The organism is Tsukamurella sp. PLM1 (genome assembly GCF_023168325.1).
GTDB lineage: Bacteria > Actinomycetota > Actinomycetes > Mycobacteriales > Mycobacteriaceae > Tsukamurella.
In genome coordinates this window covers 2019916-2035098 of the sequence record NZ_AP025688.1, presented here as the reverse complement: position 1 = coordinate 2035098, position 15183 = coordinate 2019916, and the positions used below count along the sequence as shown (strand labels likewise).

The 15183-nt window shown below is 69.6% G+C and carries 11 protein-coding genes and 5 pseudogenes; 8 read left to right on the top strand and 8 right to left on the bottom strand.

What is annotated here, in order from left to right; genetic code table 11:
• Window positions 1-17 precede the first annotated feature (17 nt).
• Window positions 18-1289, top strand: coding sequence for an aldolase/citrate lyase family protein (locus MTP03_RS10570; protein ID WP_248491864.1), 1272 nt, complete (start codon window positions 18-20; stop codon window positions 1287-1289).
• A pseudogene (locus tag MTP03_RS10565) lies at window positions 1286-2118 on the top strand (bifunctional allantoicase/(S)-ureidoglycine aminohydrolase). Before MTP03_RS10570 ends, MTP03_RS10565 begins: the two are co-directional and overlap by 4 nt.
• A 57-nt stretch (window positions 2119-2175) precedes the next feature.
• Here MTP03_RS10565 and MTP03_RS10560 read toward each other — a convergent pair.
• The 4 genes from MTP03_RS10560 to MTP03_RS10545 are packed head-to-tail and all read right to left on the bottom strand — an operon-like array spanning window position 2176 to window position 6644.
• The gene (locus tag MTP03_RS10560) at window positions 2176-2916 is read right to left on the bottom strand and encodes an MTAP family purine nucleoside phosphorylase (protein ID WP_248491863.1); all 741 of its coding nucleotides are present in this window, start codon (window positions 2914-2916) and stop codon (window positions 2176-2178) included.
• Window positions 2909-4327: a C4-dicarboxylate transporter DctA gene (gene dctA / locus MTP03_RS10555; RefSeq protein WP_248491862.1), complete on the bottom strand. Its 1419-nt coding sequence runs from the start codon at window positions 4325-4327 to the stop codon at window positions 2909-2911. Before dctA ends, MTP03_RS10560 begins: the two co-directional genes overlap by 8 nt.
• 45 nt (window positions 4328-4372) lie before the next feature.
• Entirely contained in the window at window positions 4373-5095 is a 723-nt protein-coding gene (locus MTP03_RS10550) for an aspartate/glutamate racemase family protein (RefSeq protein WP_248491861.1), read from the bottom strand.
• A gap of 10 nt (window positions 5096-5105) precedes the next feature.
• Window positions 5106-6644 carry an NCS1 family nucleobase:cation symporter-1 gene (locus MTP03_RS10545; RefSeq protein ID WP_248491860.1) on the bottom strand — a complete coding sequence of 513 codons (1539 nt, stop codon included), beginning with the start codon at window positions 6642-6644 and terminating at the stop codon, window positions 5106-5108.
• Window positions 6645-6886: 242 nt separating this feature from the next.
• Here MTP03_RS10545 and allB point away from each other — a divergent pair, with 242 nt between their 5' ends.
• Window positions 6887-8236 carry an allantoinase AllB gene (gene allB / locus MTP03_RS10540; RefSeq protein WP_248491859.1) on the top strand — a complete coding sequence of 450 codons (1350 nt, stop codon included), beginning with the start codon at window positions 6887-6889 and terminating at the stop codon, window positions 8234-8236.
• Between the two features lie 42 nt (window positions 8237-8278).
• Here the strand turns inward: allB and hisB are convergent.
• The 3 pseudogenes from hisB to hisD all read right to left on the bottom strand — a co-directional run.
• Window positions 8279-8881: pseudogene (gene hisB / locus MTP03_RS10535) on the bottom strand (imidazoleglycerol-phosphate dehydratase HisB); the annotation flags it as partial.
• Window positions 8878-9995 (bottom strand): annotated as a pseudogene (locus MTP03_RS10530) (histidinol-phosphate transaminase). The pseudogenes MTP03_RS10530 and hisB, both read right to left, overlap by 4 nt.
• Window positions 9992-11337, bottom strand: a pseudogene (hisD, locus tag MTP03_RS10525) (histidinol dehydrogenase). The pseudogenes MTP03_RS10530 and hisD overlap by 4 nt, the downstream one beginning before the upstream one ends.
• Window positions 11338-11457: 120 nt before the next feature.
• On the opposite strand from hisD, the gene MTP03_RS10520 reads away from it, so the two are divergent.
• Genes MTP03_RS10520 through MTP03_RS10500 form a run of 5 tightly spaced genes read left to right on the top strand, consistent with a single transcriptional unit; the run spans window position 11458 to window position 14111 of the window.
• On the top strand, window positions 11458-12171 hold the full coding sequence (locus MTP03_RS10520; protein ID WP_248491858.1) for a 1-acyl-sn-glycerol-3-phosphate acyltransferase: 714 nt from the start codon (window positions 11458-11460) through the stop codon (window positions 12169-12171).
• A complete protein-coding gene (locus tag MTP03_RS10515; protein ID WP_248491857.1) occupies window positions 12137-12598 on the top strand; it encodes a helix-turn-helix transcriptional regulator in 462 nt (153 codons plus the stop codon). The genes MTP03_RS10520 and MTP03_RS10515 overlap by 35 nt, the downstream gene beginning before the upstream one ends.
• 10 nt (window positions 12599-12608) lie before the next feature.
• Complete coding sequence (locus MTP03_RS10510; protein WP_248491856.1) at window positions 12609-13034, top strand: VOC family protein; 426 nt, start codon at window positions 12609-12611, stop codon at window positions 13032-13034.
• 37 nt (window positions 13035-13071) lie between these two features.
• Window positions 13072-13755: a hypothetical protein gene (locus tag MTP03_RS10505; RefSeq protein ID WP_248491855.1), complete on the top strand. Its 684-nt coding sequence runs from the start codon at window positions 13072-13074 to the stop codon at window positions 13753-13755.
• Window positions 13756-13763: 8 nt separating this feature from the next.
• On the top strand, window positions 13764-14111 hold the full coding sequence (locus MTP03_RS10500) for a hypothetical protein (RefSeq protein ID WP_248491854.1): 348 nt from the start codon (window positions 13764-13766) through the stop codon (window positions 14109-14111).
• 8 nt (window positions 14112-14119) lie between these two features.
• Here the strand turns inward: MTP03_RS10500 and MTP03_RS10495 are convergent.
• Window positions 14120-15156: pseudogene (locus MTP03_RS10495) on the bottom strand (NAD(P)-dependent alcohol dehydrogenase).
• Window positions 15157-15183 lie beyond the last annotated feature (27 nt).

Genomic DNA, 15183 nt, shown 5'->3' with positions numbered 1-15183 from the left:
TACCTGCCGGAGGTCCCATGCCCAGCCGCTCGCTCACCGATGCCGCCCTGGCCGCGATCGACAACCGCCTGGCCGAGACCGACCAGCTCCTCGCCCGCGCCTATCCGGGCGACGACGGGCGACGGCAGCCGGTGCACACCGTCTACCTGCCGGCCGATCGGTTCACTCCCGACACCACGCAGGAATGGGGCGAGCGGGCGCTCGCCGCGGCGGACGCCGCCGGCGGCCTGGACGTGGTCGCGCGCACCGTCGGGCTCGACGACCCGAGCCTGCCGGACCTGGTGCGGCGCAAACTGACCGACGAGCCCATCGAGGACCTGCGTCTCGACTTCGAGGACGGGTACGGCGACCGCGGCGACGATGCGGAGGACGCCGATGTCGCCACCGCCGTGGACGCCGTAGCGAAGGCCGTCGCCGGCGGCACCGCGCCGTTCATCGGCATCCGGTTCAAGTGCCTCGAGGCCGCGACTCGGACCCGCGGTCTGCGCACGTACGACCTGTTCGTGAGCGGCCTCGCCGCGGTCGGCCCGCTGCCGGACGGCCTGACGATCACACTGCCGAAGGTCACGACGGTCGGCCAGGTGGCCGCCATGGTCGAGGTGGCCCGCGGCGTGGAATCCGCACTGGGACTGCCGGAACGGCAGCTGACGTTCGAAGTGCAGGTCGAGACGCCGCAGGTGATCCTGGGCGCCGGCGGCACCGCCCCGGTCGCCGCACTGCTCCACGCCGGAGACCGCCGCGTGACGTCGCTGCACTACGGCACCTACGATTACTCGGCGAGCCTCGGCATCGCGGCCCAGTACCAGTCGATGGAGCACCCGGCGGCCGACCACGCGAAGAACGTCATGCAGCTCGCGGTCGCCGGCACCGGCGTGCACCTGTCCGACGGCTCGACCAACATCCTGCCGATCGGCGAGCCCGATCACGTCGCCGACGCGTGGCGCCTGCACGCGCGCCTGGTGCGCCGCCACCTCGAGCGCGGGATCTACCAGGGGTGGGACCTGCATCCCGCCCAGCTCGTCACCCGGTTCCTCGCGACCTACGCCTTCTATCGCGACGGCTTCCCGGCCGCCGCTACGCGACTGCGGAACTACGTGCACCGCATCGATTCCGCGATCCTGGACGAGCCGGCGACGGCCCGGGCACTCGCCTCCTTCATCCACCGCGGCGTGACCTGCGGGGCCGTCACCCCCGCCGAAGTCGCCTCGGCCGCCGAGGTCACCGTCGAGACGGTCCGCGACCTCGCCCTGAACCGACCCACCACCACCCAGCCCGAGGAGAACCGATGAGCACCGTAGCGACGACGACCGCCCCCTTCTACTACTCGCCGCAGGGCGGCCACCCGCCGCAGACGGACCTGCTCACCGATCGTGCCATCGTCACCGAGGCGTACACGGTGATCCCGCGCGGCGTCATGCGCGACATCGTGACCTCGGTGTTCCCCGGCTGGACGAACACCCGCGCATGGGTTCTCAACCGCCCCGTCGCAGGCGGGTCGACGACCTTCGCACAGTCCATCGTCGAGGTCGCGCCCGGCGGCGGGTCGGAGGCCCGGAGCCCCAGGCCGAGGTCCAGAGCTTCCTGCTGCTGACGCAGGGCGCATTGCAGGTGACCATCGCCGGTGAGGCGCACGACCTCACCGAGGGCGGCTACGCCTACATCCCCGCCGGCACCGAGTGGTCGGTCGCGAACACCGCCGACGGAGCCGCCGTCTTCCAGTGGATCCGCAAGCGCTACGAGCCGCTCGCCGGGTACACGCCGAAGCCCGCCGTCGGCAACGAACGCGACATCGAGCCCTCGCCGATGCCGGGCACCGACAACAAGTGGCGCACCACCCGGATCCTCGACCCGCAGGACCTCGCGTACGACATGCATTGCAACATCGTCACGTTCGAGCCCGGTGCGTCCATCCCCTTCGCCGAGACCCACGTGATGGAGCACGGCCTGTACGTACTCGAGGGCAAGGCCGTGTACCGCCTCAACGGCGACTGGGTCGAGGTGCAGGAGGGCGATTACATGTCCCTGCGCGCCTTCTGCCCCCAGGCCTGCTACGCAGGTGGACCGTCGAACTTCCGGTACCTGCTGTACAAGGACGTCAACCGCCAGATCACCCTGTAGCCCACTGAAGACGACGGTGCCCCTCCCGATTCGGGAGGGGCACCGTCGTCTTCGCGTTCAGGAGAGCGCGGCGGCGGCACGGACCAGCGCCTCGCGCAGGCGCAGCGTGTTGGCGTCGAGCGCCGACCGCACCTGCTCCTGGCTCACCGGCCACGGTGTCTCGGCGATCACGTCGTGATCGGTCACGAGCGCGACGCACGCGTACCCCATGCCGAGCTCGCGAGCGAGGACGGACTCCGGGTAGGGCGTGGTGGACACGAGGTCCCAGCCCTGAGCCGCGTACCAGCGCGATTCCGCGGTGGTCGAGAATCGGGGGCCACGGATGGCGACGACGACGCCGCCGTCGCCGACCACCCACCGCTGCTCCCGGAGCGCCGCGACGGCCGCGGCCCGGGTGGCCGCGGAGAACGGCTCGGCGAACGAGACGCGGACGTCCTCGTCGTCGTGGAACGTGTCGTCCACGCGGCCCGTGCGATCGACGAGCTGATCGGGCACCATCACCGTCCCCACCCCGACGGCCGGGTCGAACGCACCGGCCGGGGTGGCTGCGAGCACGTGCCGCACGCCCAGGCTGTGCAACGCCCAGATGTTCGCGCGGTGATTGATCCGGTGCGGCGGGATGGTCCGCTCACGCCCCGAGCGGGTCAGGTACGCCACCCGCTCGCCGTGCGCGGTACCGATCACGATGTCGTCCGACGGTGCGCCGTACGGCGTTTCGACCGGATACGAACGCGCGTCCTCGAGCAGCCCGTAGTAGCCCCAGCTGCCGAGGATCGCCACGGTTGCGGTGTCAGCCATTCTTCGCTCCCTCAGTATCGGTGGAGGTGGTGGAGGAACTGTCGGCGGCCGCGAGCGCCTCGGTGGCGCGCGGCGGGAACTCCGCCGCGCCGTGCCCGGGGTGGGTGCGCACGTCGTCGGGATCGTCGGGAACGAGGGTGCCCTCGAGGACGGCCTTCATCTTCTCCGTGTCGAGCAGGCCCTCCCAGCGGGCGATCACGAAGGTCGCGAGGCAGTTGCCGAGCAGGTTGGTGGCGACGCGCATCGAGTCCATCAAGCGGTCGGCGCCCAGTAGCAGGGCCACCGCGGCCACCGGGAACGCCCCGACCGCGGCAGCGGTAGCGGACAGTGCGACGAAGGCGGAGCCCGGGACGCCGGCCATGCCCTTGGAGCTGAGAATCAGGATTCCCATGATCGCGATCTGCTGGCCCACACTGAGATCCACGCCGACGGCCTGCGCAAGGAACATCATCGACAGGGACAGGTAGATGGCTGCGCCGTCGAGGTTGAACGAGTAGCCGGTCGGGATCACCAGGCCCACCACCGACCGGTCGCAGCCGGCGGCGTCGAGCTTCTTGATCACCGACGGCATGACGGCCTCCGACGACCCTGTGCCGAGCGCGAGCATGAACTCCTCGCGGCAGTACCTGAGGAACTTCCACGTACTCACGCCGGTGATCATGCGGACCGCGACGGCCAGGATGAGGATGAACACCACGGCTGCGCCGTAGCAGGCGAGGACCAGCATGCCGAACGACTTGAGCGAATCCGCCCCGTAGTTGCCCACGGTGAACGCCATCGCGCCGAACGCGCCGATCGGAGCGAGGTACATGATGTAGCTGACGATGCGGAAGATCACGTGCATCGCCTGGTCGATCACTTCGAGCAGGACCGGCTGGACCTTCTCGCTCACCGCGGCGAGCGCCACGCCGAACAGCACCGCGAACAGCAGCACCTGCAGCAGGTTGTTCTTCGCGAACGCGTCGACCACCGACGTCGGAATGATGTTCATGACGAAATCGACGCCGCCGGGCAGGGTCTCGCCGTGGGTCTTCTCATCGAGCGCGCTCGCGTCGAGGGTCGACGGGTCGATGTTCAGGCCCACGCCGGGGCGGACCACGTTGCCCACGACCAGGCCCAGCGCGAGGGCGAAGGTGGTGCACACCGTGAACCACAGCAGTGCCTTCGCTCCGATCTTGCCCAGCGCCGCCATGCTGCCGACCTTGGCGATGCCGGTGACCACCACCAGGAAGATCAGCGGGGAGACCAGCATCTTGATCAGCTTGATGAAACCCTGGCCGAGTGGCGCCAGGTGATCGGAGAATCCCGGGAAGAAGATGCCCGTGGCGATGCCCGCCGCGATGCCGATCAGCACCTGCACGAACAGGGATCTGTACCAGGGCTTCTTCTTCGGCGCTTCAGTCGTGCTCATGATCTGTTCCCTTTCGCCGCGGGGTACTTCGGTGGGTGATGACGATCAGATTGCGAACGGCCAGCCGATGACGACCTTCTGCCGCGGAGTGGCGTAGGTGCGGACCTTCGAGGTCGTCAGTCCCATGCGCACGAGGCCCTCGGCGATCGTCACGGCGGAACGCACCCCGTCGACGATCGGGACACCCGTCGCGGCGGAAACCTTCTCCTCGAGCTCGGCCATACCGCCGCAGCCGAGGCAGATCACCTCGGCGTGATCGCGCTCGACGGCCTCGAGAGCCTGCGCAACGATCGCCTCGACGGCCCGCTGGGGCTCGGATTCCAGTTCGAGCACGCCGAGGCCGGAGGCGCGCACGGAGGCGCACCTGGCGTCGAGCCCCGCCAGCTTGAGCCGGTCCTCGATCAGCGGCACCGTGCGGTCGAGTGTGGTGACCACGGAGTACTTGTGACCGAGATACATCGCCGTGGACGCCGCGGCCTCGGTGATGTCGACGACCGGGACGTCCAGCAACTCCTGCAGCCCCTCCCGGCCGTGCTCGCCGTAGCCGGCCTGGATCACGGCGTCGTACGGTTCCTCGTACCGCGTGATTGCGTCCATGACCGCGATCGCGGCCAGGTACGACTCGAAGTTGCCCTCGCAGGAGTCCGCACCGAATCGCGGTGTGATGCCCACGATCTCCGTCCCGGCCGACGCGGCCGACCGCGCCGACTCCGCGATCGCTTCGGTCATGGAGGCCGTCGTGTTGACGTTGGCGACAAGAATGCGCATGGGGGTTCTCCTAGTGCTTGCTGGGGACGGCGATCGGCTCGCCGGAGACGTCGACGAAAGGGCCCTTGCGGTCGGCGACCGCCAGGTACACGAGCGCGCCGAGGCCGGCGCCGATGAACCACGAGTAGTTCGACACGACATGGAAGGCGGGAACGAACGCCATGAGCAGCGCGGCTCCGGCGGTCGGAACGAGCGCGATGACGGCGCGCGGGTTCACTCCGCTGCGGTAGTAGTACGGCGCGTCGGCCAGATCGCAATACAGATCGGGGACGTTGACGCGCGACCTGCGGATGAGCCAGTAGTCGGCCATGACGATGCCGAACAGCGGGCCGAGGAGCGCGCCCAGGCCGCCGAGGAAGTACGTGATCACGACCGGTGAGTCGTACAGGTTCCACGGCAGGATGATCAGGCCGATGACGCCCGAGATGATGCCCGCGCGCCGGAAGTTCAGATGCTTCGGGAACAGGTTGTTCAAGGCGTAGATCGGTGCCACGAAGTTGGCCATGAGGTTCACAGCGACGGTGAGCACGAGCAGGGCAAGGCACGCGAGCACCAGGAGCAGCGTGTTCGGGACGGTCTTGACGATGTCCGCGGGCGACTCGATGACCTGGCCGTTGATGCGGAACTGCGCGCCGGCCAGCGTGATCACGATGGCACCGAACAGCAGCATGTTCAGCGGGATGCCGAAGAAGTTGCCGCGCACGATCGACCTCTTGGAGGTGGCGTTGCGGGTGAAGTCGCAGAAGTTGAGCACGAACGTGCCGTAGATCGCGACCCACAGGCTGGCGCCGCCGACGATCTGCAGCCACATGTCGATCCCGGTCTTCGAGTCCGGCGTCGTCCACGCGATCGACCAGTCGGCGCGGCCGAGCATCCAGATCGCGAGCGCGGCCATCGTGATCAGAATGACCGGCCCCGCGAACGCCTCGTACTTGCGGATCATCTCCATGCCGTAGCTGACGATCACGAGCTGGATCGCCCAGAGCACCACGAACGAGATCCAGCCCAGAGTCGACAGGCCGAGGAACCGGTTCTCGTCGAGCGTCGCCGCCCCCGGCGCCACGGCGACGATCATGATCCGCAGTACCACCGACGCGAGGTAGGTCTGGATGCCGAACCATGCGATCGCGACCACGCCGCGGATGAGCGCGGGGATCTGCGCCCCGCGAATGCCGAACGAGATGCGGCTCATGACGGGGAACGGCACGCCCGTCTTCTCCCCCATGAACCCGGAGAGATTGAGCAGGAGGAACAGGAACACGCCGCCGAGGCCGAGCGCGAGCAGGATCTGCCATCCGCCGAGGCCCAGCGCGAACAGCCCGATCGCGAAGGCGTAGTTGCCGAGGCTGTGGACGTCGTTCGCCCACAGGGTGAAGATGTTGTATCCACCCCACGTGCGGCCGGTCCGCTTGGTGGGCGCGAGATCCTTGTTGTAGAGGCCCGCGCTGAGCCGGTTCAACGCATCCACGTCCGGGACGTGGGCGAGGGAGTCGGAGTCCCCGAGCCGAATGGGATTCGCGTCGGCGGAGGGAGCAATTTCGTCTGTCATGCTGGCCTTCGTTCATGCAGGCTGACCGCGTCGGAAGTTCCGGTGTGCGGAAAAGCAGTTCCACTTGTAGCGATAAGTAAGACCTATGCAGCGCCCCGTGTCAAGGGTCATGCCGCATGTCGGAATACCATAGTCGTACGGCGGAATCGCAAATCTTGACTAGTGGCGCAGGTCACACCTACTGTGGCCCCAGGATCGAGACGAAATTCCGTCCCTCGGAATTTCAGCGAAGGAGAAGCTGCATGAGCACGGACACCGCCGAGTACGACCTCGTCGTTCGGGGACGCCGCATCGTCACGACCGCCGGCACGGTGGCCCGCGAGGTGGGGATCCGCGACGGCCGCGTGGTCGCCATCGAGCCGCTCGGCAACGGGCTCGCGGGACATGAGGTCATCGAACTCACCGACGACCAGGTGCTGATCCCCGGCCTCGTGGACACCCACGTCCACGTCAACGAGCCGGGCCGTACCGAGTGGGAGGGCTTCGAATCCGCCACCCGCGCGGCGGCCGCCGGCGCTGTCACCACGCTCGTGGACATGCCGCTCAACTCGATCCCGCCCACCGTCGACCGCGAGGCCCTGCGCGTCAAGCGGGAGGTGGCCGGGCCCAAGGCCCACATCGACGTCGGATTCTGGGGCGGCGCCGTCCCCGGCAACAAGGACCAGCTGCGCGGCCTGCACGACGACGGCGTGTTCGGCTTCAAGTGCTTCCTGCTGCACTCGGGCGTCGACGAGTTCCCCGCGCTCTCCGTGGACGAGATGCAGGCGGACATGGCGGAGCTCGCGACGTTCGACTCGCTGATGATCGTCCACGCCGAGGACGCCTGCTCCATCGACCACGCGCCCGAGCCGACCGGCGCCGACTACTCGGGATTCCTCGCCTCGCGTCCCCGCGGCGCGGAGAACAAGGCCATCGCCGATGTGATCGAGCGGGCACGATGGACCGGCGCCCGTGCCCACGTGCTCCACTTGTCGTCGTCGGACGCGTTGCCGATGATCGCGTCGGCGCGGCGCGACGGCGTCAAGCTCACCGTCGAGACCTGCCCGCACTACCTGACCCTGCTGGCCGAGGAGATCCCCGCCGGCGGGACCGCGTACAAGTGCTGCCCGCCGATCCGCGAGGCGTCGAACCGGGAACTGCTGTGGCAGGGCCTGCTGGACGGAACGATCGACTGCATCGTCTCCGATCACTCCCCCTCGACGATCGACCTCAAGGACGTGGAGAACGGCGACTTCGGGGTCGCTTGGGGCGGCGTCGCCTCCCTCCAGCTGGGGCTGCAGCTGATCTGGACCGAAGCCCGCAAGCGTGGGATCTCGCTCGAGCAGGTCCTCGAATGGATGTCGGCGAACCCCGCGAAGTTGGCGGGCATGACCCGCAAGGGGCGGATCGCGTTGGGTTTCGACGCCGACTTCGCGATCTTCGAGCCCGAGGCCGCCCAGGTGGTCGACGTGCACCGCCTGCACCACAAGAACGCCATCTCGCCCTACGACGGCCGCGCTCTCGCGGGCGTCGTCCGCGGCACCTGGCTGCGCGGCGAGAAGGTCGACTTCGAGACGCCCCACGGCCGCCTGCTGCGGCGCGGCGAGGCCTGAGCCGGCCGCCCCGTCGGCCCGGGACGAACGCTTAGAGAGTTCCTTGGTCGACGGGACGCCGGTGACCCGCGGGTCAGGCTCCACCGCGGCGCGCAGGGCGCGGGCGACGGCCTTGAACTCGGCCTCGGTGATGTGGTGCGGGTCGCGGCCGTAGAGCACGCGCACGTGCAGCGCGATCCGGGCGTTCATCGCCAGCGACTCGAAGACGTGCCGGTTGATCACCGTCGAGTACGGGACGCCCGGGTAACCGCCGATGATCGAGTGCACGAGGTGATCGGGCTCGCCGGTGTGCACCGCGTACGGACGGCCGGAGACGTCCACCGCGGCGTGCGCCAGCGTCTCGTCCATCGGGATGAAACTGTCGCCGAACCGGCGGATGCCCTTCTTGTCGCCCAACGCCTGAGCGAACGCCTGGCCGAGCACGATCGCCGTGTCCTCGACCGTGTGATGGGCGTCGATCTCGATGTCGCCCTTGGCGTGCACCGTGAGGTCGAAGCTGCCGTGCTGACCGAACGCCGTCAGCATGTGGTCGAAGAACGGAACGCCCGTCTCGATGTCGGTGCGCCCGGTGCCGTCGAGGTTCAGCTCGACGACGATGGACGACTCCCGGGTGGTGCGCTCGATGCGCGCGATGCGGTCGGTCACTGGGACTCCTTCGGGGCGAGTTGCTCGCTGATCGCGAGGAACGCGTCGTTCTCGTGGTCCAGGCCCACCGTCACACGGAGGAACCCGGGGATATGCATATCGCGCACGAGGACCCCGCCGTCGAGGTACGTGCGCCAGGCGGCCGCCTCGTCGGGGAAGCCGCCGTAGAGGATGAAGTTGGCGTGCGACTCGATCACGTCGTAGCCGAGTTCGCGCAGCCGCACGGAGATCCGGTCGCGCTCGGCCGACAGGTGCGCGACCGAGGCCAGGGTCTCCGCCCGATGGTCGATCGCGGCGATCGCCGCCGCCTGAGTGAACACCGAGAGGTGGTACGGCAGGCGCACCAGCTGGATCGCCCCCACGATCGCCGGCGCGGCGACCAGGTATCCGACGCGCCCACCCGCGAAGGCGAAGGCCTTGCTCATCGTGCGGCTCACGATGAGCTTCTCGCCGAACCGGTCCAGCAGCCGCACCGCCGACGGCCCGGCGCTGAACTCGCCGTACGCCTCGTCGACGATGACGATGCCCGGCGCGGCCCCGATCAGCCGGATCAGGTCGTCCTCGGCGATGAGGTGCCCGGTCGGGTTGTTCGGGTTGGTGAGGAACAGGACGTCGGGGCGCAGCTCGTCGATCGCCCCGACCGCGTAGTCCACGTCGAGGCCGAAGTCGGCCGTCCGCTTCCCCGGATCCAGTGCGTATCCGTGCCGTCCGAGATGATCGGGTGCATCGAGTAGCTGGGCACGAAGCCCATCGCGGTACGCCCCGGCCCGCCGAAGACCTGCAGCACCTGCTGCAGGATCTCGTTGGAGCCGTTGGCCGCCCACACGTTCTGCGGCCCGACGACGGTGCCGGTCCGCTCGGTCACGTACTCCGCCAGCCGGTTCCGCAGCGCGGCGAGGTCGCGATCCGGGTACCGGTTCATCGCGGCCGCCGCCTCACCGACCGCCTTGGCGATGTCGGCGACCAGCGCCGGGCTCGGCGGGTGCGGGTTCTCGTTCGTGTTCATCGCGGCGGCGACGGGGAGCTGCGGCGCGCCGTAGGGCTCCTTGCCGCGCAGGGTGTCCCGGATGGGCAGCTGGTCGAGGCTCACGGCCTCACCGGGCAGCGGGTTCACGCGCGGCCGCCCTTCAGCGACTCGAACCGCAGCCGCACCGCCTCGCCGTGTGCGGGGAGGTCCTCCGAGTTGGCCAGGGTGATCACCGTGCCGGCGATGTCCTTGAGTGCGGCCTCGTCGTACTCGACGACGTGCACGCCGCGCAGGAAGGTCTGCACCGACAGGCCCGAGCTGTGCCGCGCGCAGCCGGCGGTCGGCAGCACGTGGTTGCTCCCGGCGGCGTAGTCGCCGAGGCTCACTGGCGAGTGCGGGCCGACGAAGATCGCGCCGGCGGCGCGGACACGGCCGGCGACCGTGCGGGCGTCGGCGGTCTGGATCTCCAGGTGCTCCGCGGCGTAGGCGTTGACCACCTCGAGGCCCTCGTCGATCCCGTCCACGAGGACGGTGCCGGACTGCGGGCCGCGCAGCGCGGTGTCCACGCGCTCGCGGTGGCGGGTGACCTCGAGCTGGGCCGTGAGCGCCTCGTCGACGCGGTCCGCGAGCTCGGGCGAGGTGGTGACCAGCACCGACGCCGCCATGACGTCGTGCTCGGCCTGGCTGATGAGATCGGCGGCCACGTGCACCGGATCGGCCGTGTGGTCGGCCAGGATCGCGATCTCCGTGGGCCCCGCTTCCGCGTCGATACCGACCAGCCCGCGGCACAGCCGCTTCGCCGCGGTGACGTAGATGTTGCCGGGACCGGTGATGAGGTCGACGGGGGCCAGTTCGGCACCGTCGAGGTCGGTACCGCCGTGCGCGGCCGGGCGATGCCCTGCGCGCCGCCGGTGGCCCAGACCTCATCGACGCCGAGCAGCGCGCACGCGGCGAGGATGGTCGGATGGGGCAGGCCGCCGAATTCCTTCTGCGCGGGCGAGAGCACCACGAGCGAGCCGACGCCGGCGATCTGCGCCGGGACGACGTTCATCACGACGGACGACGGATAGACCGCGTTCCCGCCGGGCACGTACAGGCCGACGCGGTCGACGGGGATCCAGCGCTCGGTGACGGTGCCGCCGGGCACGACCTCGGTCACGGTGTCCACGCGCTTCTGGTCGGCGTGCACCTTCCGGACCCGCTCGATCGCCGTCTCGAGAGCCTCGCGGATCGCGGGATCGAGCTCGGCGAGCGAACGCGCCAGCGCCGCTGCGGGAACCCGGACGGTGGCGGGACGGACACCGTCGAACCGCTCACCGGACTCGAGGGCCGCCTCGGCGCCGCGCTCGGCGACCGCATCGACGATGGGGCGCACCTGCGGCACCACCGCGTCGACGTCGACGCCGCCGCGCGGGAGGGCGGCGCGCAGCTCGGCGAGCGACGGGCGGCGACCTCGCAGGTCGAGACGGCTCAGCTGCAGATCAGACATGACCCCATTCTATGGGGCGGGCGCCAGGCGGTTTCCGCCCAGGGCGGACGCCGACGGGTGGCTATCGCAACCCCGGGCTCGGCCCGCGCCCGCAACTTACGTTCCGGTAAGTTGTCGACCATGGCGCAGACCGACCACGGGGACCAGGGGCTCCTGTACTGGCTGATCAAGCACGTTTCGGTGGGACCGACGATCCGGCTGGTGAACCGGCCGACCGTCGAGGGGCTGGAGAACATCCCCACCGACGGACCCGCCCTCATCGCGGGCAACCACCTGTCCATCGCCGATTGGCTGTTCGTGCCCCTCGTGGTGCCGCGCCGGATCTCGTACCTGGCGAAGAGCGACTACTTCACCGCGCCGGGCGTGTCCGGCAAGCTGCAGAAGTTCTTCTACACGCAGACCGGCCAGGTGCCGATCGACCGCACGGGCGGCGACGCGGCGACCGCCGCGCTGAACACCGCGAAGAAGCTGCTCGCCGACGGCCGCCTGGTCGGCATGTACCCGGAGGGGACGCGCTCGCCCGACGGCCGGCTGTACCGCGGGCGCACGGGCCTGGTGCGGATCGCGTTCGAGGCGAACGTGCCGATCGTCCCCGTCGGCGTCATCGGCACCGACAAGGTCTCGCCGCCCGGCCCCTTCAGCTGGCACGCCGAGCGGGTCCAGGTGAAGTTCGCCAAGCCCATCGAGCCGATCGAGTACGACATCCCGTCGGACCCCGACGAGCGGCACGCACTGGAGCGCTCGGTGACCGACCGACTGATGCAGGAGATACAAGCGCTCACCGGGCAGGAGTACGTCGATGAGTACGCCAAGAAGTGGCGCCCGGAATCCTGACCCGGCGCAGCGGGCGCGCGACCTGGCCGTTCTGCGCCGGGTGCGCGACCGCATCGACCGCGAGTTCGCGCAGCCGCTGAACGTCGAAGAGCTGGCCCGGGGTGCCCACATGTCGGCCGGGCACCTGAGCCGCGAGTTCAAGCGCGTCTACGGAGAGGCGCCCTACTCGTACCTCATGACGCGCCGCGTCGAGCGGGCGATGATGCTGCTGCGCCGCGGCGACATGTCGGTGACCGACGTCTGCTTCGCGGTGGGCAGCTCCTCGCTGGGGACGTTCAGCACCCGCTTCGCCGAGCTCGTCGGGGTGCCGCCGAGCGTCTACCAACGCGACCACAGCGCCGCCGCGGAGGGCATTCCCGCGTGCCTCGCCCGGCAGGTGATGAGACCGGTCAGGAATCGAGAAGCGCCGCCCGCCCCTCCGCAATAACGTGGGCGGCATGAACATTTCGATCACACTCGCCTACCTGCCCCACACCGACGCCGAGGCCGCCCTCGGGTTCTACCGCGACACCCTGGGCTTCGAGGTCCGCAAGGACGTCGGGTACCAGGACATGCGGTGGCTCACCGTCGGGCCCGCCGACCAGCCGGAAACCTCGATCCTGCTGCACCCGCCGGCCATGGACCCCGGCGTCACCGACGACGAGCGGCAGACGGTGCTCGACCTGATCGCCAAGGGCGCCTACACCGCGGTCACCCTCTCGACCGACGACTTGGACGGCCTGTTCGAACGCGTCGCCGGCGCGGGTGCGGACGTGGTGCAGGAGCCGATGGACCAGGATTACGGCATCCGCGACTGCGCGTTCCGCGATCCGTCCGGGAACCTGATCCGGATCAACCAGCGCGACAGCGATTCGCTCGGCTAACGTGTAATTGCGACGAGCCGAAGGAGAACCGCGCCGAATGAACAACAAGTACCGGAAGATCTACGCCGCCATCGTGGGGTCGCCCGCCCCGCGCCAGCTCGAATGGGTGAAGTTCGAGCGGTTCTGGGAGGGCGTCGCGGACCGGGTCGAGAACGAGTCGGGCGACCGGCTCGCGGTCGACTTCCACGGCCACCGCGAAGTCTTCCGGCGCCCGCAGAGCGGGCAGGTCGGCATCGAGGACATCGAACGCGCCCGGCACCTGCTCAAGGCCGCCCCCGACCGCAAGGGGCACGGCGAGATCGCCGCCGTCGTGATCGACGCGGAGCAGGCGCGCATCCTCGTCTTCGACCTGGACTCCGCGAAGGTGGACGACACCGAGCACACCGTGCGCGACGGCGACCCCCGCGCGCGGCGGCTGCGCACCGTCGAGAAGAAGACCGGACGCGACGACGAGCACGACCTGACGCACTACTTCGACGACCTCGCGGCGGCGATCGCCGAGGACGCTCCCGGCCTGCCGTTCGTGATCTGCGGCCACGGCGCCGGGAAGTCCGATGTGGCAGCGGGATTCGCGCAGCGACTCGCGACCCGTCACGCCGAGCTGGCGGAGCACGCCGCGGGCACGGCCCGCATCGACATCAGCGCCGCCGACGACGCCGCCATCGAGGCCGCGGCGATCGCCGCACTCCACGAGCACGTGAACGCGCCCGAGACCACCTAGGAGCAACCATGGGACAACCGGTCACCGAACTCGCGGGGGTCACCGCGATCCTCGACACGATCCCCGGCCTGACGCGCGAGCAGCTCTCGACGGCGAGCGGCACGGAGGTCGCGGACACGGTCACCCGGCGGACGGCCGTCGAGCTCATCTCCGCGCTGTACAGCGCGCGCGACGCGATCGACGTGAAGAAGGCCATCGAGGACGCCGTCGCCCCGCTCGACCTGGGCGGGCACGACGCGCAGCACCTGGAGGTGCTCGCCGGCGACGCGGCCTTCGCCGCGCTCCTGCTGGCGCAGAACGCGGGTCAGGACGTCGCCGGCGCGCTCACCGCGCCGTGGAAGGCGATCCAGACCTAGAGCGTGGCCTAGAGCGTGGCGGTGTCGATCACGAAGCGGTACCGCACGTCCGAGGCGATCACACGCTCGTACGCCTCGTTGATCTGATCGGCCGAGATCAGCTCGATCTCCGAGCCGATGCCGTGCTCGGCGCAGAAGTCGAGCATCTCCTGGGTCTGCGCGATGCCGCCGATCATCGACCCCGCGAACGAGCGCCGGTTGCGGGTCAGGTCGAAGACGTTGACCGGCACCGGGTGCTCCGGCAGGCCCACCTCGACGAGCGTGCCGTCGACGGCCAGCATCCCGAAGTACGGGTGCATGTCGAGGTTCGCGGAGACGGTGTTGATGATGACGTCGAAGCGGTTGCGGAGCGCCTTGAAGGTGTCGGGATCGGAGGTAGCGTAGTAGTGCTGCGCGCCCAGCCGCAGGCCGTCCTCCATCTTCTTCAGCGACTGGCTGAGCACGGTGACCTCGGCCCCCATCGCCGCGGCCAGCTTCACGCCCATGTGGCCGAGGCCGCCGAGACCGATGATCGCGACCCGGGTGCCGGGGCCCACGTTCCAGTGGCGCAGCGGGCTGAACAGGGTGATGCCGGCGCACAGCAGCGGCGCCGCGGCCGCGTAGTCGATGCTCTCGGGGACCCGGAGCACGTAGTTCTCGTCGACGACGATGCCGGTGGAGTAGCCGCCCTGCGTGGGCTGCCCGTCGCGGCCCTTGGCGTTGTAGGTACCGACCATGCCGCGCTCGCAGTACTGCTCCTCGCCGCGCAAGCAGGCGGCGCACTCGCGGCAGGAGTCCACGAAGCAGCCGACGCCGACCCGGTCGCCGACCTTGAACTTCGTCACGTCGGAGCCGACCGCCGTGACCTCGCCCGCGATCTCGTGGCCGGGGACCACGGGGTACCGAGCGGGCCCCACTCGCTGCGGACGGTGTGGATGTCGCTGTGGCAGATTCCCGCATAGCGCACCGCGATCTGCACGTCGTGCGGCCCGGGATCGCGGCGCTCGATGGTCATGGGCCCGAGCGGATCGGTGGCGGACACGGCTCCATATGCGTTGACGATCATGGATCCCATTGTGCGCCCCCGGGCCCG